The organism is Halomonas terrestris (assembly GCF_049166755.1).
In the GTDB taxonomy this organism is placed as follows: Bacteria; Pseudomonadota; Gammaproteobacteria; order Pseudomonadales; family Halomonadaceae; genus Halomonas.
The window spans coordinates 73,397-95,577 of record NZ_JBMHFZ010000015.1; the positions used below are offsets into that span (position 1 = coordinate 73,397).

Annotated in this window: 22 protein-coding genes and 1 other RNA gene; 14 read left to right on the forward strand and 9 right to left on the reverse strand. The window is 69.6% G+C overall.

The features are described 5' to 3' along the window. Positions 1–99: 99 nt before the first annotated feature. The 3 genes from ACOMD9_RS14385 to ACOMD9_RS14395 form a co-directional block, all read right to left on the reverse strand. Positions 100–732 carry a 5-formyltetrahydrofolate cyclo-ligase gene (locus tag ACOMD9_RS14385; protein ID WP_421416135.1) on the reverse strand — a complete coding sequence of 211 codons (633 nt, stop codon included), beginning with the start codon at positions 730–732 and terminating at the stop codon, positions 100–102. An 8-nt stretch (positions 733–740) separates the two neighbouring features. Beyond that, positions 741–925: non-coding RNA, 6S RNA (gene ssrS / locus ACOMD9_RS14390), on the reverse strand. A 45-nt stretch (positions 926–970) separates the two neighbouring features. Further along, positions 971–1,270, reverse strand: coding sequence for a cell division protein ZapA (locus ACOMD9_RS14395; protein WP_421416137.1), 300 nt, complete (start codon positions 1,268–1,270; stop codon positions 971–973). 182 nt (positions 1,271–1,452) lie between these two features. On the opposite strand from ACOMD9_RS14395, the gene ACOMD9_RS14400 reads away from it, so the two are divergent. The 4 genes from ACOMD9_RS14400 (at position 1,453) to ACOMD9_RS14415 (ending at position 5,999) form a co-directional block, all read left to right on the forward strand. After that, entirely contained in the window at positions 1,453–2,031 is a 579-nt protein-coding gene (locus tag ACOMD9_RS14400; protein ID WP_421416140.1) for a UPF0149 family protein, read from the forward strand. 34 nt (positions 2,032–2,065) lie between these two features. Next, positions 2,066–3,403: a Xaa-Pro aminopeptidase gene (gene pepP, locus ACOMD9_RS14405; protein ID WP_421416141.1), complete on the forward strand. Its 1,338-nt coding sequence runs from the start codon at positions 2,066–2,068 to the stop codon at positions 3,401–3,403. A 65-nt stretch (positions 3,404–3,468) separates the two neighbouring features. Then, positions 3,469–4,680, forward strand: a complete 1,212-nt coding sequence (ubiH, locus tag ACOMD9_RS14410; protein ID WP_421416142.1) for a 2-octaprenyl-6-methoxyphenyl hydroxylase — start codon at positions 3,469–3,471, stop codon at positions 4,678–4,680. A 59-nt stretch (positions 4,681–4,739) separates the two neighbouring features. Beyond that, entirely contained in the window at positions 4,740–5,999 is a 1,260-nt protein-coding gene (locus tag ACOMD9_RS14415; protein WP_421416144.1) for a UbiH/UbiF/VisC/COQ6 family ubiquinone biosynthesis hydroxylase, read from the forward strand. A 15-nt stretch (positions 6,000–6,014) separates the two neighbouring features. On the opposite strand, the gene ACOMD9_RS14420 is transcribed toward ACOMD9_RS14415, so the two are convergent. The 3 genes from ACOMD9_RS14420 to gpmI form a co-directional block, all read right to left on the reverse strand. Then, positions 6,015–7,304, reverse strand: coding sequence for a S41 family peptidase (locus ACOMD9_RS14420; RefSeq protein WP_421416145.1), 1,290 nt, complete (start codon positions 7,302–7,304; stop codon positions 6,015–6,017). A gap of 71 nt (positions 7,305–7,375) precedes the next feature. Then, entirely contained in the window at positions 7,376–8,518 is a 1,143-nt protein-coding gene (locus ACOMD9_RS14425; protein WP_421416148.1) for a murein hydrolase activator EnvC family protein, read from the reverse strand. Positions 8,519–8,553: 35 nt separating this feature from the next. Next, a complete protein-coding gene (gene gpmI, locus ACOMD9_RS14430; RefSeq protein WP_421416151.1) occupies positions 8,554–10,128 on the reverse strand; it encodes a 2,3-bisphosphoglycerate-independent phosphoglycerate mutase in 1,575 nt (524 codons plus the stop codon). Between the two features lie 231 nt (positions 10,129–10,359). Between gpmI and ACOMD9_RS14435 the strand changes: the two genes are divergently transcribed. From ACOMD9_RS14435 to ruvX, 8 genes are all read left to right on the forward strand, one after another. Further along, on the forward strand, positions 10,360–10,782 hold the full coding sequence (locus ACOMD9_RS14435) for a rhodanese-like domain-containing protein (protein ID WP_421416154.1): 423 nt from the start codon (positions 10,360–10,362) through the stop codon (positions 10,780–10,782). Between the two features lie 45 nt (positions 10,783–10,827). Further along, positions 10,828–11,343 (forward strand): protein-export chaperone SecB, encoded by a 516-nt coding sequence (secB, locus tag ACOMD9_RS14440; protein ID WP_421416156.1) that lies wholly within the window; start codon positions 10,828–10,830, stop codon positions 11,341–11,343. A gap of 19 nt (positions 11,344–11,362) precedes the next feature. Next, positions 11,363–12,112 carry a 16S rRNA (uracil(1498)-N(3))-methyltransferase gene (locus ACOMD9_RS14445; RefSeq protein ID WP_421416158.1) on the forward strand — a complete coding sequence of 250 codons (750 nt, stop codon included), beginning with the start codon at positions 11,363–11,365 and terminating at the stop codon, positions 12,110–12,112. A 63-nt stretch (positions 12,113–12,175) separates the two neighbouring features. After that, positions 12,176–12,937 carry a CvfB family protein gene (locus tag ACOMD9_RS14450; protein WP_421416161.1) on the forward strand — a complete coding sequence of 254 codons (762 nt, stop codon included), beginning with the start codon at positions 12,176–12,178 and terminating at the stop codon, positions 12,935–12,937. Positions 12,938–13,010: 73 nt separating this feature from the next. Further along, positions 13,011–13,967 (forward strand): glutathione synthase, encoded by a 957-nt coding sequence (gshB, locus tag ACOMD9_RS14455; RefSeq protein ID WP_421416163.1) that lies wholly within the window; start codon positions 13,011–13,013, stop codon positions 13,965–13,967. A gap of 18 nt (positions 13,968–13,985) precedes the next feature. Continuing rightward, the gene (locus ACOMD9_RS14460) at positions 13,986–14,909 is read left to right on the forward strand and encodes an energy transducer TonB (RefSeq protein WP_421416166.1); all 924 of its coding nucleotides are present in this window, start codon (positions 13,986–13,988) and stop codon (positions 14,907–14,909) included. Between the two features lie 17 nt (positions 14,910–14,926). Next, complete coding sequence (locus ACOMD9_RS14465) at positions 14,927–15,484, forward strand: YqgE/AlgH family protein (RefSeq protein ID WP_421416167.1); 558 nt, start codon at positions 14,927–14,929, stop codon at positions 15,482–15,484. Further along, positions 15,484–15,927 (forward strand): Holliday junction resolvase RuvX, encoded by a 444-nt coding sequence (gene ruvX / locus ACOMD9_RS14470; RefSeq protein ID WP_421416169.1) that lies wholly within the window; start codon positions 15,484–15,486, stop codon positions 15,925–15,927. The genes ACOMD9_RS14465 and ruvX overlap by 1 nt, the downstream gene beginning before the upstream one ends. 8 nt (positions 15,928–15,935) lie before the next feature. Here ruvX and ACOMD9_RS14475 read toward each other — a convergent pair whose 3' ends face one another. From ACOMD9_RS14475 to ACOMD9_RS14485, 3 genes are all read right to left on the reverse strand, one after another. Next, a complete protein-coding gene (locus ACOMD9_RS14475) occupies positions 15,936–16,580 on the reverse strand; it encodes a hypothetical protein (RefSeq protein WP_421416171.1) in 645 nt (214 codons plus the stop codon). Positions 16,581–16,672: 92 nt separating this feature from the next. After that, complete coding sequence (gene pyrB / locus ACOMD9_RS14480; protein ID WP_421416174.1) at positions 16,673–17,728, reverse strand: aspartate carbamoyltransferase; 1,056 nt, start codon at positions 17,726–17,728, stop codon at positions 16,673–16,675. 58 nt (positions 17,729–17,786) lie between these two features. Next, the gene (locus ACOMD9_RS14485; protein WP_421416176.1) at positions 17,787–18,464 is read right to left on the reverse strand and encodes an IclR family transcriptional regulator; all 678 of its coding nucleotides are present in this window, start codon (positions 18,462–18,464) and stop codon (positions 17,787–17,789) included. 170 nt (positions 18,465–18,634) lie between these two features. Here ACOMD9_RS14485 and ACOMD9_RS14490 point away from each other — a divergent pair, with 170 nt between their 5' ends. Both ACOMD9_RS14490 and ACOMD9_RS14495 read left to right on the forward strand, forming a co-directional pair. Further along, positions 18,635–20,974 (forward strand): cytochrome P450/oxidoreductase, encoded by a 2,340-nt coding sequence (locus tag ACOMD9_RS14490; RefSeq protein ID WP_421416178.1) that lies wholly within the window; start codon positions 18,635–18,637, stop codon positions 20,972–20,974. A 73-nt stretch (positions 20,975–21,047) separates the two neighbouring features. Then, entirely contained in the window at positions 21,048–22,109 is a 1,062-nt protein-coding gene (locus ACOMD9_RS14495; protein ID WP_421416179.1) for a TRAP transporter substrate-binding protein, read from the forward strand. Positions 22,110–22,181 lie beyond the last annotated feature (72 nt).

A 22,181-nucleotide genomic window follows, 5' to 3' on the forward strand; every position in this document is an offset into this window, starting at 1 on the left:
CCAGGCGTTGGTGGGAAGCTAGCGCGATTCCGGCTGACAGCGCCATGACCAGAACTGCCCTTCGAACGGGCCGATGCCATGCATCGGCCCGTTCGCGTATCAGGGGCGGATGATGCGGCCATCACTGACGATGGCGTCCAGCGGCACGTCCCAGGGGGCGACCGGCAGGTGCTCGACCCGCTGGCAGTCATGGGCCAGGCCGATCAACCGTGGCCGTGGCCCCGGGCGACGGGTGAAGGCCAGGGTGCGATCGTAGAAGCCGCCGCCCATGCCCATGCGTTGGCCCTGGTCGTCGAAGCCCACCAGGGGCAGCAGGATCAGGTCCAGCGCCCAGGCCGGGCGCCGCCGGGCGCGATGGGCGCCATGTCGGGTCTCCGGCTCGGGGATACCGAAGCGGTTGGTCACCATGGGCGTGTCGTCATGGTAGTGGACGAACCAGAGGAAGTGACGGGACAGCGGCCTGAGCACCGGCAGGTGGACCCGGGCGTTGCGACGCCTGAACCAGGGTATCAGCCCGCGGGGATCGATCTCGCCGTCGTTGGGCAGGTACAGGGCCACGCGTCGGGCGCGCTGGACTTCCGGCAGGCGGCGCAGGCGGCGCCCCAGGCGCATGGCCGCCTCGCGTTGCTGCTGTGGCGTCAGGGCACGGCGGCGTCGCCGCAGCTCGAGGCGCAGCGCTTGACGGTGTCCGTTCGCGGGAGAGGGTGCGGCGATATCCTGCATGGTGGTCATGTCGGATGAGGTTCCCCAGAGTGCCGCTGTCGTTCTGGCCCTTGAACCCATTGGTTCAAGGTGGGTGGCCGCAGCCGAACCGTCAGGCTTTCCGACGCACGGACATGCACACGGGTCCGGCTAGCATATGGCCCCCTGGGTACTGCGCATAGGCTCGAGGGACGATAACGACTGGCAAACACCCCAGGGAACACCTCCATCCTAACAGAGCGAGCGATGGGGCCAAAGCGATGATTGCTCACCGCCGGGGGGTATCGGCCAGGGCCTGCTCCAGGCGGGCGCTGAGCTGGCTGAGGTTCTGCTCGCCATCGCGCTGGGCGTCCAGGGCCTCGAGCAGTTCGTTGGTGATGTTGAGGGCCGCCATGATGGCGATCTTCTCGGCACCCAGCACCTTGCCGCGGGCGTGGATGCCGTGCATGGCGCGATCCAGGTAGCGAGCGGAGCGCTCGAGCTTGTCCTGCTCTTCCGGGGGACAGGCGATGACGTAACTGCGCCCCAGCAGAGTGATTTCGGTGGTCGGCCGCGAGGCATCGGTCATGACGGGCTCCGGTTCGGTCCAGTCGGGCGGGGCGATGGCCGCGCCTCCCGGTGGTCCGATGCGTTAACATCCAGGGATGGAATCGATTCGAGCTTCACTATAAGAGAGCCCTTCTCGGGTGGTCAACGCGCCCGGGACATCAGCGCTCTCTGCATGTACTGCCCCATCACGGACTCTCCGCTATGTCACTGATCAACGAACGCCAGGATTTCTCGACCATCGCCGATCTCTTTCTGCTGCATGGCAGCATGCAGTCGCCGGCCTTCCTCGACGGCCGGCTGTGCGCCGGCCTTGCCCTGCACGACCTCACTGTCGAGGCGTGGCTGGAGCAGGTCTGTCTCTCCCTGGGCGTCGAGCAGCCCCGCGACGAGCAAGCCGCCGAGCGTTTCCTGGCCTGGCGTCGCCAGACGCTGGATGCCCTCTCGGCGGCGGAGCTCGGCTTCGAGCCGCTGCTGCCCGACGATCTGTTCTCGCTGGCCGAGCGTGCCCAGGGGCTCAAGGAGTGGACCCAGGGCTTCCTCGAAGTGCTCCAGGACGCCGGCGAGGCGCCGCGGCAGGCCTGGTCGGCATCCCTGCGCGAGGCCCTGGAGGATCTCGAGGGCCTCGTGGACATCGAGACCGACATCGAGGACAGCGCCGAGAACGAGAACGACCTCTTCGCCCTGACCGAGCATGCCCGGATGGCCGCCATGCTGCTCTACACCGAGCAGCACCCGGGCAAGCCCCAGGTGGAGCGGGTCGATGACGAGACCCGCCACTGACGCCCCTGTTACCCACCGCCACCGAGGAGTCGCGATGCTGCCCGAGATCCTGCCCCGCCCCGCCGCCATCGGCAACGACGAGTACCGCGCCCGCCGCCGGGTGCTGATGGACTCGCTGCCCGCCGACAGCGCCGTGCTGCTGCCGGGGGCCTCCCTGGTCAACCGTTCGCGAGACAGCGAGTTTCCCTTCCGCCAGGACAGTGACTTCCATTACCTGACCGGCTTCCCCGAACCGGATGCCCTGCTGCTGCTGCTGCCGGGCCGCGAGGAGGGCGAGTGCGTGCTGTTCTGCCAGGACCGCGAGCCGAGCCTGGAGGCCTGGACCGGCATTCGCCTCGGTGCCGAGGGTGCCGTCCGGGAGCACGGGGTCGATCAGGCCTTCGAGAACGCCGAGCGTGACGCTCGCCTCGAGACGCTGCTCGACGGGCGCCACACCCTCTACCTGCCGCTGGCCGATGGCGAGGCCCTGGCCCTGGCCGACGAGCTGCGCGGTCGCCTGGCCGCCCGGGCGCGCCGTGGCGCCCGCCCGCCGCAGGCCTTCGCTGACGCCTCGCCATTGCTCCACGAGCAGCGCCTGGTCAAGAGCGAGGCGGAACTCGCCCTGATGCGCCATGCGGCGGACATTTCCGCTCGGGCGCATGTGCGTGCGATGCGGGCGACCCGGCCCGGGCTCGCCGAGTACCACCTGCAGGCCGAGCTCGAGCACGAATTCCGCTGGCAAGGCAGCAGTGGCCCGGCCTACGCCAGCATCGTCGGTGGCGGCATCAATGCCTGTGTGCTGCACTACATCGAGAATACCGCCACGCTGCAAGGCGGTGACCTGGTGCTGATCGACGCCGGCGCCGAGTTCGATCTCTACGCCGGCGACATCACCCGCACCTTCCCGGTCGACGGGTGCTTCAGCGAGGCCCAGCGCTCGCTCTACGAACTGGTGCTGGGGGTGCAGGAGCGGGCCGTGGAGGCGGTGCGACCGGGCGCGACCCTGGTCGAGCTCCACGACCTGGTGGTGCAGGGCCTGACCGAGGGGCTGGTCGCCTTGGGACTGCTCGAGGGTGAAGTGCAGGCGCGCATCGACGACGAGAGCTATCGCCGCTTCTACCTCCACTCCACCTCCCACTGGCTGGGGCTCGATGTGCACGACGTGGGGGCGTATCGCCGCGACGGCAAGCCGCGTCCACTCCAGCCGGGCATGGTGCTGACCGTCGAGCCGGGGCTCTACGTGCCCGCCGACGACGATATCCCCGAGGCCTTCCGTGGCACCGGCATCCGTATCGAGGATGACGTCGTGGTCACCGCCACGGGCCACGAGGTCCTCACCGCCGGGGTGCCCAAGCGGGTGGCCGAGATCGAGGCCCTGATGGGCAGCAGATGACTCGCCGGGAGCCCCCTCGCCATGCCTTTATGTAATGTACATTATGAAACTGTCGGGAGGCCTCGATGACGAGTGCCAATGAGCCGCATGTGGATATCGCCATCGTCGGTGGCGGGCTGGTGGGGGCCAGCCTGGGCTGTGCCCTGGTGCCGTTGATCGAGCGTCTGGGGCTCTCGGTGGCGGTGATCGAGGCCGCGCCCCTGCTCGACCGGGTGGACGCTCCCTGGCAGCCGAGTTTCGATGCGCGGGCCAGTGCCATTGCCCAGGGGTCGGCGACTCACTTCGCCGCCATGGGCCTGTGGGCCGCCATGGCCGAGCAGGCGACGCCGATTCGCCAGATCCATGTCAGCGAACAGGGCCGGCTCGGGGCGACACGACTGCGCAGCGATGAGCTGGGCGTCGAGGCACTGGGCCACGTGATCCCCAACGCCTGGATGGGCCGGGTGCTGCACCGCCGCCTGGCACAGCTGCCCCTGGACTGGCACTGTCCCGCCCGGGTCGAGGAGGTCCGGCCCGCCGAGGGCGGCTATCGGCTGCGCCTCTCCGACGGCAGCCGGCTCCAGGCGGGGCTGACGGTGCTGGCCGACGGGGGGCGCTCGGGCCTCCTGGAGCGGCTCGGCATCGGGAGCGACGAGCACCCCTACGACCAGGTGGCCCTGATCGCCAGCGTGGAGGTGAGCGAGCCCCACGGGGGGATGGCCTGGGAGCGCTTCACCCGTGAAGGCCCCATTGCCCTGCTGCCGCTGCGTGGCCAGGCCATGGAGCTGATCTGGACCCATGACGCGGGTCGCGAGTCGCGCCGGCTGGGGCTCGGCGACGGTGACTTCCTCGCCGAGCTGCAGCGTGCCTTCGGCGAGCGCGCCGGGCGCTTTCGTCGGGTCGGCCGCCGTCACGCCTATCCGCTGTCGCTGGTCACCGCCCGGGAGGCCGTGCGCCCCGGCCTCGCCGTGCTGGGCAATGCGGCCCACTCCCTGCATCCGGTGGCCGGCCAGGGCTTCAACCTGGCCTTGCGCGGGGTGATGGACCTGGTCGCCGCCCTGGAGGCCGGCCTCGAGCGGGGAGAGGCGCCGGGCAGCATGACCCTGCTGGCCGACTTCGAGTCCCGGCGCAGTGACGACCGTCACAACGTGATCCGCTTCAGTGACGGCCTGATCCGGCTGTTCGGGATCGACAGTCCGCTGCTCTCCCACGCCCGGGCCGCGGGGCTGGTCGGCCTGAACCTGGTGGGACCGCTGCGGCGCGGGCTGGCCCGCCGGGCGATGGGGCTGGAGAGATAGGCGTGGAGAGAACGGCACGAACGATGACAGCCAACCATGACGCGACGAGGCAGAACCCCATGCAGCAGAGCCGTGAGGAGTGCAGCGCCCGGTCCCGGGAGTCCTTCGAGGTGGTGATCGTCGGCGCAGGCATGGTCGGGGCGACCCTGGCCTGCCTGCTCGGCGACGCCGGCTTCCGGGTGGCCCTGCTCGATGCCCGCGAGGCGCCACTGGATAGCGAGCGGGTCGGCCGTGGCCGGCCCGCCATGCGGGTCAGCGCCTTGACGCCGGTCTCGCGGCGGCTGCTCGACGGGCTGGGTGCCTGGTCCTGGATGGAGGCGCGGCGGGTCAGTCCCTACCGCTTCATGCAGGTCTGGGACAGCGAGGGCAGCGGCGAGGTGAACTTCGCCGCCGACCAGGCCGGGGTGCCGGTGCTGGGCCACATCGTCGAGAACGACGTCATCCTCGGCGCCCTGGAGACGCGCCTGGCAAGGCTGCCCACGGTACGCCAGTGCCTCGGTGCACGGGTCACCGGATTCGTGGAACGGGATGGCCTGTGCGAGGTGGCGCTGGAGGATGGTGGCCGCCTGAGCGCCCCGCTGGTGGTGGCCGCCGATGGCGCCCGCTCGCCGCTGCGGGAGATGGCGGGCATCGAGGTCAGCGCACGGGACACCGGCCACATGGCGGTGGTCACCACGGTGCGCACCTCACGCCCCCACGGTGAGGTGGCCCGCCAGGTGTTCCTGCCCACCGGCCCGCTCGCCTTCCTGCCGCTGGTCGTCGATGGGGCCCGCCACCACTGCTCGATCGTCTGGTCGACCTCGCCGGAAGAGGCCGAGCGCCTGGTCGCGCAGCCTTCCGGGGGGCTCGCCCGGGAGATGGCCGGGGCCATCGAGCATCGGCTCGGCGAGCTGGAGGTGATGGACACGGCGCTGGCGGTGCCGCTGACCCAGCGCCACGCCGAGCGCTATGTGCAGCCGGGCCTGGCGCTGGTGGGCGACGCCGCCCACAGCATCCACCCCCTGGCGGGCCAGGGGGTCAACCTGGGGTTGATGGACGTGGCGGTGCTGGCCGAGGAGCTGATCGAGGCGCGCCGTCGCGGCGCCGGGCTGGGCGATGTGCGAGTGCTGGCGCGCTATGCCCGACGCCGGCGCGGCGACAACACCACCATGCTGGCGCTGATGGATGCCTTCCGGCTGCTGTTCGGGGCGCGCCATCCGGCCCTGACCCTGGCACGCAACCTGGGGCTCGCCGGCGTCGATCGGCTGGGGCCGCTCAAGCGCCTGCTGATGCAGCAGGCCACCGGCCATCGGGGCCGGCTGCCCGCTTCATGCAGGTGACGCCGCCGCGCTGGTTCACCGGTCGCGCTGACTCAGGACGTTGAGCGCCTTCAGCAGGTTGAGTGCCTCGCCCAGCTGGTAGTCCTCGCGCAGGCGCTCGGCCAGTTCGCTGCGGGTGCGCGGTTCATCGCGGGAGCGCAGGTGGCCCTCGAGGTCGGCCTCGCGCACCTGGCGGCCGCTCTCGGTCACCTCGACCCGGCCGCGTACCACTTCCACGTCGGGCTCGATGCCCTGGGCCTGGATCGAGCGCCCGCCCGGCGTGAAGTAGAGGGCGGTGGTGAGCTTGAGCCCCTCGCCGTTGCCCAGCGGCATGATCTGCTGCACCGAGCCCTTGCCGAAACTCTCGGTACCCATCACCACGCCGCGGCGCTGGTCCTGCAGGGCACCGGCGACGATCTCCGCCGCCGAAGCGCTGCCGGCATTGATCAGTACCACCAGGGGCACGTCCGCCGCGGCCGTCTCGGCGCTGGCCGAGAAACGCATCTCGGTGTCCGGCAGGCGCCCCTCGGTGTAGACGATCAAGCCGCTGTCGAGGAAGACATCGGCCACCGCCACCGCCGCCTGCAGCACGCCACCGGGGTTGTTGCGCAGGTCGAGGACCAGGCCGTTCAGGGGGGCGTCGCGCTCGAGGCTGCCGATGGCACTGCGCACCTGGTCGCCGGTCCGGGTCTGGAACTGGCTGACTCGCAGGTAGCCGTAGCCGGGCTCGAGCAGTTCGCTGCGTACGCTCTCGGTGCGGATGACCTCGCGGGTCATGGTGAAGGTGCGCGGTGAGTCCTCGCCCTGGCGCATGATGGTCAGGCTGATCTCGGTACCCGGTTCCCCGCGCATCAGGTTGACCGCTTCCTGCAGCGACAGGCGGTCGGTGGGGGTGTCGTCGATGCGCAGGATGACGTCACGGGACTGCAGTCCGGCGCGGGATGCCGGGGTCTCGTCGATGGGCGTGATCACCGTCAGCTGGCCATCCTGCATGCCGACCTCGATGCCCACGCCGCCGAACTCGCCCTCGGTGGATTCGCGCAGGCTCTGGAACTCCTCGCGGTCGAGATAGGCCGAGTGCGGGTCGAGCTCGCTGAGCATCCCGCGCATGGCATTGCGCAGCAGGGTGCTGTCGTCGACCTCCTCGACATAGGCCCGCTTGATGCGCTCGAACACCTCGGCGAAGGTCTGGATGTCCTCCACCGGCAGGTCGTTGGCCGCAGGGGTGGCGACGGCCGGCAGGGGCAGGGCCAGCAGGGCGACGGGCAGAAGCATCGCCATCAGGCGCCGTGGCAGGAAGGCAAGGCCGGCGAGACGTGGATGCATGCGATCTCCGCTGTTCCATGACGGGCAGCTCAGCATAGCCCGTGGGTGACGCTGTGGGGAAGGGGCGAGGCTCATCGCGAGGCGATCCAGGACTGCGGGTCGATCGGCTCGCCGCCGCGGCGTACCTCGAAATAGAGGGCCGGGGTGTCGTGGCCGCCGCTCGCCCCCACGGCGCCCAGGGTGTCGCCCCGGGAGACGGCCTGGCCCACCTCGACGCCGAAGTGCTGCAGGTGGGCGTGCAGGGTCATCACCTGGTCGCCGTGGTCGACGATCAGCAGGTTGCCGAAGCCGCGCATCCAGTCGGCGAACACCACCCTGCCGGCGTGCACGGCCTTGACCGGGGTGCCCTCGGCGGCCTGGATCAGCATGCCGTTGCGGTGCACGCCGTCGCCGCGCCGGAAGCGCGAGGCCACCGAGCCCTGGACCGGCCAGGGCAGCTCCCCCTGGGTCTGTTCGATGGCGGTGGAGGGGGGCGGGCGCTCGAGACGGGCGAGCTCCTCCTGCACCTCGCGCAGCACCCGCTCGGCGTGGGCGCGGTCCTGGTTGAGGTCTGCCAGGCGCGCCTGCTCGGTGGTGTAGCGGCTGTCGAGCTCGGCGACCAGTTCACTGCGCTCCGCCATGCGTCGGGCCAGCTCGGCGCTGCGGCCGGCCAGCTCCTCGGCCAGGGCATCGAGTCGCGTGCCGCGGGCCTCGAGCTCGCGGCGGTTGTCGGCCAGCGCACTGTCGAGCCGTGCGAGGGCGTCGAGGCGCTCGTTGCGGGCCTTCGCCAGGTGGTTGAGATAGTGCTGGAGCCGGTCGAGGCGAGCCGGGTCGTCCTGATTGAGCAGCAGCTTGAGCTGGGGGGTGAGGCCGAGGCGGTAGAGGGCATCGAGCTGGGCATCGAGCGCCTCGAGCTGGTCGGCGCGCTCGGCCTGGAGGGCGTCCCGTCGCGTCTCGAGGGCGGCGATCCGGTCGCCGAGCTCGCGGCGCTCGGCCTGGAGGGTATCGAGGCGGCGGTGGGTCTCGGCCAGCGCCGTCTCCACCTCGCGCAGCTGGCGATCGGCAGCGTCGCGGGCCTGGCGCGTGGAGGATAGGCGCCGGGAGAGCCCCTGGATCTCCTCGCCGATGGCGTCGAGCCGCTCCCGGGCGGCTCGCTCGCTGGGCTGGGCGGCCAGCGGCGAGGCGAGGCAGAGTGCCAGCAGCAGCACGCCGAACATGGATCCCGCTCTCGCCATCCGCTGGCCCCCTCGCCCGTGCCTCGTCGACCTGCTCAGCAGAAGTCGATCAGCACCCGGCCGGTCATCTCCTCGGGGATCGGCTGCTCCATCAGGGTCAGCAGGGTCGGGGCGATGTCGCACAGGCGGCCGTCGTCGCGGAGCTTCGCCGGGCGGGGACCGACATAGACCAGCGGCACGTCGAAGGTGGTGTGGGCGGTCTGGGGGGCGCCGGTCTCGGGGTTGACCATCTGCTCGGCGTTGCCGTGGTCGGCGGTGACCAGGCAGGCGCCACCGGCGCGCTGGATCGCCTCCACCACCCGGCCGACGCAGGCATCGACGGCCTCGATGGCGGCCACCGCGGCGTCGAAGTCGCCGGTATGGCCGACCATGTCGCCGTTGGCATAGTTGCAGACGATGAGGTCGAACCTGCCGGAATCGATCGCCTCGACCAGGCGGTCGGTGACCTCCACGGCGCTCATCTCGGGCTTCTCGTCGTAGGTCTTCACCTCCTGGGGCGAGGGCACCAGCACCCGGGTCTCGCCCGCGTACTCGGCCTCGCGGCCGCCGGAGAAGAAGAAGGTCACATGGGCGTACTTCTCGGTCTCGGCGATGCGCAACTGGGTCAGGCCGCGCTTCTCCATCACCTCGCCCAGGGTGTTGGTGAGCTCGGCCGGGGGGAAGGCGGCCGGCGCCGGGATGTCGGCGGCATACTGGGTCAGCATCACCAGGCCATCGGCGGCGAGGTGCGGGCGGACGCGGCGCTCGAAGCCGCCGAAGGCCTTCTCGACGAAGGCCCGGGTCAGCTCGCGGGCGCGGTCGGCGCGGAAGTTCATGAAGATGGCGGCGTCCCCGTCCACCATCGCCACCGGCTTTCCGTTCGGGCGGATGCTGGTGGCGGTGACGAACTCGTCGGTCTCGCCGCGCTCGTAGGCGGCGCGCAGGCCGGCCTCGGCACTCGGCGCCTCGTATTCGCCCTCGCCCTCGGTGATCAGGCGATAGGCCTTCTCGACGCGATCCCAGCGGTTGTCGCGGTCCATGGCGTAGTAGCGGCCGATGATCGAGGCGACGAAGCCGTTCTCGGCGCCGACCAGCTCGGCGAGGCGGGCGTTGACGCGCTCGATGGAGGCCAGGGCGCTCTTGGGGGGCATGTCGCGGCCGTCGAGGAAGCCGTGCACGACGATGCGCTGCGCTCCGCGGCGGGCGGCGAGCTCGGCCATGGCGAGGAAATGGTCCTCGTGGCTGTGCACGCCACCCGGCGAGAGCAGGCCCAGCAGGTGCACCGCGCGGTCCGCGGCCACCGCAGCATCGATGGGGGCGGTGAGCGCGGTGATGGCGTCCAGCTCGCCGTCCTCGATGGCCTTGGTGATGCGGGTGAAGTCCTGGTAGACGATGCGCCCGGCGCCCAGGTTCATGTGACCGACTTCCGAGTTGCCCATCTGGCCGTCCGGCAGCCCCACATAGCGGCCGTCAGTGTGGATCAGGGTGGCGGGATGCGCCTGCTGCAGGCGGTCCATCACCGGAGTGCGGGCGGCCAGCACGGCATTGTTGGCGGCGTCGGGGTTGTGGCCGTAGCCGTCGAGGATGATCAGTGCCACCGGGCGGGGTGCGGAGGTCGAAGCGTCGGTCATGGGGAGGGCCTCTCGTTGATGGCGACCCTCGACGGGCGCGGGTGGATCATCGGGGTCGCGACTTGTTTCTGCTTGCGGCATCATATCGTACGGCAGCGCCGGGCGTCATGGTCGCCGCCCGCGGGCCGCGGCTCCCCATGGCTTCGTGTATACTGGGCGCCTTCCGACGGCAGGCCCGCGCGCCGTGCCGGTTTTCACCCCTCATGCACCGAGAAAGAGTGTTCCGGACCCATGATCGATCAGCTGATTGAATTCGTGCAGAATCACCCGCTGCTGGTGGGTGCCTTCCTGCTGGTGTTGACCGCCTGGATCGCCTACGAGGTCCGCAACAGCAGCGCCAGCGGCGTGACGTCCTCCCAGGCCACCCAGCTGATCAACCGTGAGGATGCCGTGGTACTCGACATCCGCGAGGCGGGCGATTTCAAGGCCGGTCATATCGCCGGCGCACGCAACATCCCCCAGAGCAAGCTCGAGAGCCGCCTGGGCGAGCTCGATAAGTTCAAGGACAAGCCGATCATCGTGGCCTGCAAGCACGGCCAGAGTTCCGGCGTCGCCCTGGCCAAGCTGACCAAGGCCGGCTACGAGCGGGCGGTCAAGCTCAAGGGCGGCATGACGCAGTGGCAGGCCGACGGCCTGCCCGTGGTCAAGAAGTAACCACGCCAAACGCCTATTCGTTCACCGTTTCAAAGGACCTTACCCATGGCGGAAGAGAACAACCAGAACGCCGGCGCGGCCGCCGGACAGCAGGACAAGCCACAGCTCCAGTTCGCCCTGCAGCGCATCTACGTGAAGGATATCTCCTTCGAGGCCCCCAACTCACCGAGCGTGTTCCAGCAGCCGTTCAAGCCCAAGGTCGGCCTCGACCTGAACACCTCCAGCCAGCAGGTGGGCGAAGGCCTCTACGAGGTGGTGGTCAAGGTCACCGCCCAGGTGACCCACAGCGAGGAGGGCACCACCTCCTTCCTGGCCGAGATCGAGCAGGCCGGCCTGTTCCGCATCGGCGGCATCGAGGGTCAGCAGCTCGACCACACCCTGGGCGCCTTCTGCCCCAATGTGCTCTTCCCCTATGCCCGCGAGTGCATCGACAACCTGGTCAACCGTGGCGGCTTCCCGCCGCTGATGCTGGCGCCGGTCAACTTCGAGGCGATCTACGCCCAGAAGAAGAAGCGCCAGGCCGAGCAGGCCCAGCAGCAGGGCGAGCAGACGACCCAGTAAGGGCAAGGGGCAACTGCCGATGACGTCCGAGGCCAGGTCCTTGGCGAGGGCCCCGCGCATCCACGTCGCCGCCGACTTCATCGTCGGCGGCGACGTCGTTCTGCCCGAAGGGCCGGCCCGCCACGTGGCACGGGTGCTGCGCTTGGGCGAGGGAGCGCCGCTGGTGCTGTTCGACGGCCGCGGCCGGGAGGCCCGCGCCGTGCTGGTGGAGGCCTCCCGCAAGCGGGTGGTGGCCCGCATCGAGGCCGTCGAGGCGGGCCGGGGCGAGTCACCGCTGGCGGTGCACCTGGGCCAGGCGATCTCCAAGGGCGACCGCATGGACTACGCCATCCAGAAGGCCGTCGAGCTGGGCGTGGCCGCGATCACGCCGCTCTATACCGAGCACGGTGACGTGCGGCTCAGGGGCGAGCGGGAGGCGAAGAAGCACGCCCACTGGCAGGCGGTGGCCGCCAGCGCCTGCGAGCAGTGCGGCCGTGCCACCGTGCCGCCGGTCCATCCCCCGGTGTCACTGGCCGACTGGCTGGCCGGTCGCGGCGAGGCGTTGCGGCTGGTGCTGCATCCCGGTACCGGCGGTGCCCTGGCGCGCGCCGAAATCCCCGCCAGCGCCGCCCTGCTGATCGGCCCGGAAGGCGGCCTGTCCGACGCCGAGGTCGAGGCCGCCCTGGCCGGTGGCTTCGCCCCGCTGTCGCTGGGCCCGCGCATCCTGCGCACCGAGACCGCCCCGGTGGTGGCGCTCTCGTTGCTGCAGCATCGCTTCGGGGATCTGTGAGCCTTCACCTGTCCCGGGCGCACCCCCCATACTGTCCGCTCAACCATCGATGGACGTTTTCCCATGCCTGACTCCCGAGACCGCCATCCCGGTCGCTCGCCTGTCACCAGGCCATCGCCCGGAGCCAGCTCCGCCGGTCGGTCCTCGCGCCGCTACCGCGCCCCGAAGACGGCGGTGGGTGAGGTCGTCTACCTCGAGGTGGTCACGGTCAACGACACCGGGGCCTTCCTCGACTGGGGGCAGCCGAAGGACCTGCTGCTGCCCTACGGCGAGCAGCGCTTTCGTCCCACGCCCGGCAAGCGGGTGCTGGTGATGGTCTACGAGGACCAGCAGGGGCGGCCGGTGGCCTCGCAGAAGCTCGATCGCTTCCTCACCGACGAGGCCAGTGGCCTGGCCCCGGGCGACGAGGTCACGCTGGTGATCGCCGACCAGACCGACCTCGGCTTCAAGACGGTGGTGAACCACCGCTTCTGGGGGCTGCTCTACCGCGATGACGTGACCCGCCCGCTGCGCCGCGGCCAGCGCGTCACCGGTTACATCAAGCGCCAGCGTGACGACGGCCGGCTGGATCTCTCCCTGCTGCCTCCGGGCGAGGCGCGCCTCGACGTGGTGGGCGAGCGAGTGCTCAAGGCACTGCGCGAGAGCGGCGGCTACCTGCCGCTGGGCGACAGGAGCGACGCCGTCGAGATCAAGTCCCGGCTGGGGGTGAGCAAGAACGCCTTCAAGCAGGCCATCGGGCGGCTCTACAAGCGGCGACTGATCGTCATCGAACCAGCCGGCATTCGCCTGGCTCCCGGCGCTGGTGCCGTGACGGGCGAGTCGTGAGCACCTTGGTGTTGCCTCGGCCCCTGCGGCATACTGCCGACATTCCCATTCCTTCCCGTGGACACCCGAACCGATGAGTGAACGCATGCTGAGGGTCGGTGTGGTGATGGATCCCATCGCCGACATCGCCTACAAGAAGGACACCACCATGGCCATGCTGTGGGCTGCCCGGGACCGCGGCTGGTCGCTGCACTATCTCGAGCAGGAGGACCTCTTCCTGCGCGACGGGCGTGCCTTCGGGCGCATGCGTGATCTCGAGGCATACCGCGACCCGGCCCACTGGTACGACCTGGGCGAGCCCGAGGTGCGCCCCCTGGCGGAGCTCGACGTGATCCTGATGCGCAAGGATCCGCCGGTGGACAGCCACTTCCTCAATGCCGTGCACCTGCTGGGCTTTGCCGAGCGCGAGGGCGTGCGGGTGGTCAACCCGACCCGGGCGCTGCTCGAGTGCAACGAGAAGCTCTTCGCCCAGCAGTTTCCCCAGTGCTGCACCCCGACCCTGGTCTCCTGCAGCGAGCCGGTGCTGAGGGCCTTCCACGCCGAGCACCAGGATGTGATCTTCAAGCCGCTGGATGGCATGGGCGGCAGCGGCATCTTCCACGTGCAGCCCGAGGGGCGAAACCTCGGCGCCATCATCGAGACCCTCACCGAGCGCGGCCGGCGCCAGATCATGGCCCAGCGCTACATTCCCGAGATCCGCGACGGCGATACCCGCATCCTGCTGGTCGACGGCGAGCCGGTGCCCTACGGCCTCGCCCGGGTGCCCATGGCCGGGGAGACCCGCGGCAACCTGGCCGCCGGCGGCCAGGGCGTGAGTCGTGAACTCACCGAGCGCGACCACTGGCTGATCGAGCAGGTGCAGCCGATGATCCGCGACAAGGGCCTGATGTTCGTCGGCCTCGACGTGATCGGCGACTTCATCACCGAGATCAACGTGACGAGCCCCACCTGCGTGCGCGAGATCGACGACCAGCGCGGCACCGACATCGCCGGGATGCTGCTGGACGCCATCGAGCGCCGCCTGGACTGATCCTCGAGGTACCGGACCATGTCGGTCTTCGTCAGTGACCCGATCCAGTATGCCCCGGTCACCCGGCCCTACCGCCGCTGGCTGGCCTGGTCGCTGGCGCTGCTGCTGCACCTGGCGGTGATCGGCGTGGTGGCCAGCTGGCAGTTCGTGCCGGCCCCGGCCGAGCGCACCAGCCTCGACGTGGTGCTGGTGACGCGGCCCGCGGCGGCTCCCGAGGAGGCCGAGGCGATCGCCGAGGCCGATCAGCAGGCCGAGGGCGAGCAGCTGGAGGACGCCCCGGCCGAATCCCGCGCCGCCCCCATGGACGACCTGCCGGTGCTGCAGGAGACCCGGAGCGACGTGGACCCGGCCACGCCTGCCGAGCCCCGGGAGACCGCTCGGGTCGAGCCCGAGGCGGTGCCTGACGAGACGGCGCCGCCAGCGGCCGAGTCGCCCAGCGAGGCCGAGGCCACCCCCGAGCCCCGGGCCAGCGCGCCCCAGGTGGCGGAATCGCCGGCGGCACCCTCCGCGGCGGCGCCCTCGGCCTCCGGGCGCGACCTGCTGGCCCAGGCGACCACCAGTATCCGGGAGCAGGGCTTCGTTGCCGAGACGAGGGGATCGGAGGGCGACGCCAGCCAGCAGGCCGCCCGGCGCGCCGCCGAGGCTCGCTACATCGATGACTGGACCCGCCGCGTCGAGGACTACGGCAATCGGGTGCATCCGGCACCACGCCACCTGCATGGCCAGCTGCGAATTCGCGTGGTGATCGGGCGCAACGGTCAGCTCCTTCAGGCAGAGGTGGTACAATCCTCGGGACACGCCGAACTCGACCAGGCGGCTCTGGACACCGTGCACGGCGCGGCGCCCTACCGGCCCTTCGACCCGGGCATGGGCGAGCTCGACAGCCTGTCCATCACCCGCGTCTGGCGGTTCGGCCAAGGCAACCATTACGGCGTGCGTTAGGACCGCCGGGGAGTCTCATGCAAAGCTTGAAAAACCACTTCCTGATGGCGATGCCGCACCTGGAAGACCCCAACTTCGCTGGCAGCCTCAGCTACCTCTGCGACCATGATGACAACGGCACCATGGGGGTGATCGTCAACCGGCCGCTGGAGTTGACCCTCGACGCCCTGTTCGAGCAGCTGGAGCTGGGGGGCGAGGCGAGCCCGCACCGCAATGCCCCGGTCTACTATGGCGGTCCGGTGCACAAGGACCGTGGTTTCATCCTGCACCGCGGCACCAGCGATGTCTGGGATTCCAGCATCCAGGTGGCCGAGGAGATCGCCCTGACCACTTCCATGGACATGCTCCAGGCACTGGCCGCCGGCGAGGGGCCCGAGCAGTTCCTCGTCTGCCTCGGCTGTGCCGGCTGGGAGTCCGGCCAGCTCGAGGCCGAGCTGATGGACAACGCCTGGCTCACCGTGGAGGGGCGCGCCGACATCCTCTTCGAGGTGCCGCCGGAGCAGCGGCTCAGTGCCGCCGCCGGGATCCTCGGCATCGACCTCAACCTGATGACCCGCGAGGCGGGACACTCCTGATGGCCGAGGCCGGCCAGCGCCTGATCCTCGCCTTCGACTTCGGTACCCGGCGTATCGGCGTGGCGGTGGGCAACGAGATGATCCGCAGCGCTCGACAGCTCGATCCGCTGCCGGCGCGTGACGGCATTCCCGACTGGGACCTGGTCTCGCGGCTGGTGGAGGAGTGGCGGCCCGAGCTGTTCGTGGTGGGGTTGCCGCTGGAAGTGGACGGCAGCGAGGCGGAGATGTGCGTTCGCGCCCGCAAGTTCGGCAAGCGCCTGTTCGGCCGCTACGGTGTGCCCTGCGAGATGGTCGACGAGCGTGGCTCGACCCGCGAGGCCAAGGCCATCGCCCGGGAGGCGGGACACCGGGGCAACTACCGCGACGAGGGCGTCGATGGCCTCGCCGCGGTGCTGATCCTCGAGAGCTGGTTCGCCCGCCGGGAGGGCCTGCCACCGGCTTGAGGCGCGGGCTATGCCGGGCTGGCCTCGCTGGTGTACTTGTCGGCGAAGTCGCGCACCGAGATGCAGGTGAACTTCTCGATGAAGAACGCCAGGGTCGCCGGGCAGGTGAAGCGCTCCTCGAATCTCTCCACTTCCGCTTCGCGCTGCCGCACCACGCTGGCGCGGTACTCGTTGCCGGCCTTCTGGACCCTGACGGTCGCCTGGCGATCTTCCGCCTGCTTCTCCACCGTCAGCTCGTGCTGCGCTTCCAGCAGCTCCCCCAGCACCCTTCCCCCTTCGAGCTCCTCCGGCGAGGCCCACAGCGCCTGGTCGCGATCACCATAGCGGTAGAGGATGACCACCAGCAGCAGGGAGAAGATGGCGCTGGTGAGCAGCCAGGTGAGCTCGACGCCGGACGGCGATGCCGCGAAGATCAGGAACAGCTGCGCCAGTGCCGCAACGCCCAGCAGGCAGGCGAAGGGGCGCCACATGCGCGGGCTCATGAAACCCTTCTTCAGGAAGTAGCCCCATAGCCCGACCACGCCCAGGGCCCCCATGACGAGTTGCGGCAGCGCCAGCAGGGTGGCGCCGCCGGCCAGCAGGGCGATGATGCCGATCAGGATCAGCAGGCTGTAAAAGCCGCACAGGGAAAGATAAGCACGATGCAGATTCATTGAAGCAGCGCCTCCTCGTCGGTCGCCGTGGTCGGCGACGCGGATTGTTGTTCCACTCCAGCATAGGCGATGGCGGGCGAGCTGCCGCGTGATCAGAACGGGGCGTCGTCAACGCCCACCCGGCCGGGCACGAACCAGCGTACCGGGCGCAGGTCCTGCTCGATCAGTTCCTCGACCCCCAGCAGGGTGGCGAAGATCGCCATGCGCACCGGAATGCCGTTGTCGGTCTGGCGGAAGATCGCCAGGCGCGGGTCGCCGTTGAGGTCCACGTCGAGGTCATTGGCGTCGGGGCGGCTGTCCCGCGGCAAGGGATGCATGACGATGGTGGTGTCCGTGCAGCGGGTATCGAGGAAGGCGCGGTCGACGGTGAAGTCCCGCGAGAGCACGCCGAAGGTCTCGCTCATCTCCGCGGTGAAACGCTCCTTCTGGATACGCGTGGTGTAGACCACGTCCAGGTCGGAGAAGTCGCAGGCCAGGCTGTCGCGCTGCTCCACCCGGTGCCCCCGAGAGACGACCCGATCGATCAGGTGGCTCGGCATCTCCAGCCCCGGGGGGGCGACCAGGGTGATGCGCATCGGCGCATAGAGCGAAAGCAGCTTGATCAGCGAGTGCACGGTCCGGCCGTACTTCAGGTCGCCGGTGAGCAGTACATGGGCGCCGGCCAGGGACTTGCCGAGCCGGGTGAACTCCTTGTCGATGGTGTAGAGGTCGAGCAGCGCCTGGCTGGGATGCTCACCCGGGCCGTCGCCACCGTTGATCACCGGCACGTTCGTCGCCGCGGCGAACTCCGCTACCGAACCCTGGTCCGGGTGGCGCATCACGATGGCATCGCAGTAGCCGCTCATCACCCGGCTGGTGTCGTAGAGGGACTCGCCCTTGGCCATGGAGGAGAAGGTGAAGCCGGTGGTGTCGCAGACGCTGCCGCCCAGCCGGCAGAAGGCCGCATTGAAGCTGACCCGGGTACGGGTGCTGGCCTCGAAGAAGAGGTTGCCGAGCACGGCACCCTCCAGTACCCGCGTGACCTGGCGGCGGCTGGCGATGGGCTCCATGCGGGCGGCGACCCGCATCAGGTGATCGACATGGTCTCTGGACAGGGAATCGACGGAGAGCAGGTGGGGACTCATCGAAGCGGCCTCGGCTGGGGACATGGACGGGCTGCTAGTGTAACCCTGCGGGGCCTCTGCTTCACGACTCGCCGCCCGCCGGTCAGCTGCCGACCAGCTCGGTGAGGTGGCGGGCATGGGCCATCACCTCGCGGATGGCCGTGTCGGTATCCAGGTCATCCATGGCGACCACGCCGATGCAGGCCTCCACGCCGGGCCGGAACTGCGGCGAGGCGATGGCACTGGCCACGCCGACCGCCCCGCGCTGCAACTGGCCACGGGTCAGGCTGTAGCCGTCGGCGCGCGCCCGGCGCACGGCCTCGTCGTCGTCGGGTCCCGGGGGACGAGCGGCCAGGATGGCGATGCCGGCCGCCCCGAGCGTCAGTGGATGGCGGCTGCCCACCCGATAGCCGACCCGCAGCAGCCCCTCCTCGGGCTCGGCTACCATGATCACCACGCACTCCTTGCCCTGGGCCACCGAGATGAAGGCCGTGGCCCGTGTCGCCCTGGCCAGTTCCTGCAGCAGGGGCTGGGCCACGGCGCGCAGCTGCGGTTCGAAGCGCGAGGCGAGCAGGGCGGCGCCGGCGCCCAGGCGCACGGTGCCCTCGAGGGTCCGCGTGATCAGGCCGTGCCCCTCCAGGGTGGTGACGATGCGGTAGGCGATGGCGCGGTGGACTTCCAGCCGTTCGGCGAGCTCGGCGACGGTGACGCCCTCGGCGTGCCCCGAGACGATCTCCAGGGCGCGCAGTCCGCGATCCAGGGTTTGCAGTGTGGTGGACATCCTGGGGGGTACCTCGGCTCGGATGTGGCGATCGGGAAAGGGACCATGGTAGCGCAGTCGCGGCAGGAGTTTGACGTCCCGGCCGAAGCCGCTTACCTTTCGTCATGTTCGCTAGCAGAAACTAAGTGTGCGATAAAAGATACAAGAGCGCGACCCCCATGGAGCTCAGCATGACGTCAGCGACCCATCAATCCCGACCCGGTGCGGGCGGGTGCCCCGTCCACCAGGCCACGGTGTCACCCACCGGGTGCCCGGTATCGCCCGAGGCCGCCACCTTCGACCCCTTCGATGCGCCCTACCAGCTGGACCCTGCCGAGGCGCTGCGCTGGTCGCGCGAGCAGGAGCCGGTGTTCTACAGCCCCAAGCTCGGCTACTGGGTCGTGAGCCGCTTCGATGACGTCAAGGCGGTGTTCCGCGACAACCACCTCTTCTCGCCGTCGATCGCCCTGGAAAAGCTCACCCCGGCGCCCCCCGAGGCGACGCGGATCCTCGAGAGCTACGGCTATGCAATGCGCCGCACCATGGTCAACGAGGACGAGCCGGACCACATGGAACGCCGCCGCCTGCTGATGGAGGCCTTCCTCCCCGAGAACCTCGAGAAGCACGAGGGGTGGGTCCGCGAACTGGTGCGCGACTACATGGACCGCTTCATCGACAAGGGGCGCGTCGACCTGGTGGCCGAGATGTTCCGGGAGATTCCCATGACCGTCGCGCTGCGCTTCCTCGGTGTGCCCGAGGAGGATGCGCGGGAGCTTCGCCGGTTCTCGGTCGCCCACACGCTCAATACCTGGGGCCGCCCCTCCCCGGAACAGCAGTTGCAGATCGCCGAGGATGTCGGCCGGTTCTGGCAGTCGGCCCAGGAGATCCTCGACCGCATGCGTGCCGACCCCACCGGCGAGGGCTGGATGTACGACTCGATCCGCATGCACGAGGTGCATCCGGACATCGTGCCGGAGAGCTACCTGCGCTCGATGATGATGGCGATCCTGGTCGCCGCGCACGAGACCACCGCCTTCGCCACCGCCAACGCCTTCCATATCCTGCTGTCGAACCGCGAGTCCTGGAACGACGTCTGCGAGAACCCCGCCCTGATTCCCAGCGCGATCGAGGAGTGCCTGCGCGCCGCCGGTTCGGTCGTGGCCTGGCGCCGCATCGCCACCGACGACACCGAGGTGGGTGGGCAGAAGATACCCAAGGGCGGCAAGCTGCTGATCGTGCAGGCGTCGGCCAACCGGGATCGCCGCTACTGGGAGAACCCCGACGAGTTCGACATCTACCGTCACAACGCGGCCGAGCACCTCACCTTCGGCTACGGTGCGCACCAGTGCATGGGCAAGAACATCGCCCGGATGGAAATGCGCGTCATCCTCGATGAGTTCGTCCGCCGCCTGCCGCATATGCGCCTGGTCGAGGACCAGGCACTCGAGTACCTGCCCAATACCTCCTTCCGTGGCCCCAGGTCGCTGTGGGTGGAATGGGATCCTGCGCACAATCCCGAGCGGCGCACCCGTGCGGTGCTGGACAACCCCACGCACTTCCGCATCGGCGCACCGATCAAGGATGACATCCTGCGCCGGGTCGTGGTCACCGAGGTGGGGCGCGAGGCCGAGGGGGTGATCCGCATCGACCTGGCCGATCCACATGGACGCGAGCTGCCCGACTGGTCCCCCGGCTCGCATATCGAGCTGGTGTCGGGGGAGTGGCGGCGCTACTACTCGTTGTGCGGGGCGCGCGGTGATCGCCGCCGCCTGTCCATTGCCATCCTGCGCGAGAGCGAGGGGCGCGGTGGCTCGGTGCATTTCCACGACACGGTCAAGCCGGGTGACGTGCTGCATATCGCCGGCCCCAAGAATCACTTCCACCTGGACGAGACCGCGCCGCGCTACACCCTGATTGCCGGGGGGATCGGCATCACCCCGATCCTGGCCATGGCCGACCGGCTCAAGGCGCTCGGCAAGCCCTATACGCTCCACTATTGCGGTGCCGCGCGGCGGACCATGGCCTTTCTCGACCGGGTCGAACGTGACCACCACGCGGTGCTGACCGTCCATGCCGGCGACGAGGGCTGCCGCCTCGACCTGCCGGGGGCGCTGGCCGGCCTGTCCGAGGGTGAACAGGTCTATTGCTGTGGCCCGGAACGCATGCTCGAGGCGCTCGAGGCGCTGGCGGCTGACTGGCCCGAGGGCACGCTGCACGTCGAGCATTTCACGGCCCGCTCCAGCATCCTCGACCCCGAGAACGAACACGTCTTCGAAGCGGTGCTCGCGGACTCCGACCTGACGGTACGGGTCGGCAACGACCAGACCCTGCTCGAGGCGCTGACGGCGGCCGGTGTGGATGTGCCCAGCGACTGCTGCGAAGGCCTGTGCGGCACCTGCGAGGTGGCGGTGGTCGAGGGCGGCATCGATCATCGGGACCTGGTGCTCAGCCGCGCCGAGCGCGATGCCAACGACCGCATGATGGCCTGCTGTTCGCGCGCCAGGGGCAAGCGCCTGGTGCTGGCGATCTGACCCCGGCAACACCCTCACGACAACCCGAGACCCAAGCCAACCCTGACAGCAACAACAACCAAGGAAACCGACAATGAAGAAGCTGGCGCAACTGACGACGCTCTCCACCCTGATGACCCTGGGCGCCTTCCAGGGAGCCACGGCCGACACCGTGCTGCAGATCAGCACCTGGGCGGGCCCCAACCATGGCGTCAACACCATCGTCTGGCCCACCTGGGGCCAATGGGTCGAGGAGGCCACCGACGGCCGTGTCTCCGTCAACGTGGTGCACGACATGGGGCCGCCCAATGCCCAGATGGAGCTGGTGGCCGATGGCGTGGCCGACGTGACCTGGCTGTTCCACGGGCTGATGCCGGGCCGCTTCGAGCTGACCAAGCTCCCCGAGCTGCCGACCTTCGAGGATTTCTCCTCCGAGGCCGCCTCGGTGGCCTACTGGCGCACCCACCATGAATACTTCGCCGATGCCGGAGAGCATCGCGGCGTCGAGGTGATCGGGCTGGGGGTGCATGGCCCCGGCACCCTCTACCTGAGCGAGCCCATCGAGAGCCTCGACGACCTCCCCGGCAACCGCGTACGCATCGGTGGCGGCATCATGGCCGACATCTCCAATGCCCTCGACCTGACCGGTGTGGCCCTGCCGCCGGCCAGCACCTACGAGGCCGCGACCCAGGGCGTGATCGACGGTGCCATGCTCACCCTGGAGGGGCTCAAGAGCTTCCGCCTGGCCGAGGTGCTGCCCTACACGGTGCAGATGCCCGGCGGCTTCTATCGCGGCAGCTTTTCCCTGGTCATCAACCCGGACACCTGGGCCTCGCTCTCCGACGAGGATCGCGAGGCCATCATGGGCGTCTCGGGCGAGCGGTTGTCGCGGCTGTTCGGCTTCATGATGGACACCGTGGACGTGCGTGGCGTCGAGTTTGCCGAGGAGATGGGCAACACCTTCATCGAGCTGCCCCCCGAGGAGGTCGAGCGTTTCATGGCGATGGCTGCCGACCTGCCCGACGAGTGGATGGCGCTGGCGGCCGAGAAGGGCGTTGATGGCGAGGCAGCGCTGGCCCACTTCCGCGAACAGCTCGAGGTGGCCGGGGACGAGCCCGGGCTCACCGCCGAGGAGGTGGTCGACCAGGAGCCGTGATCCCCGCGTCATCGCAGCACGAGCACGGCCTGCCGCCGTGCTCGTTTCTGTTTCAAGTGAAACTATTTTGAC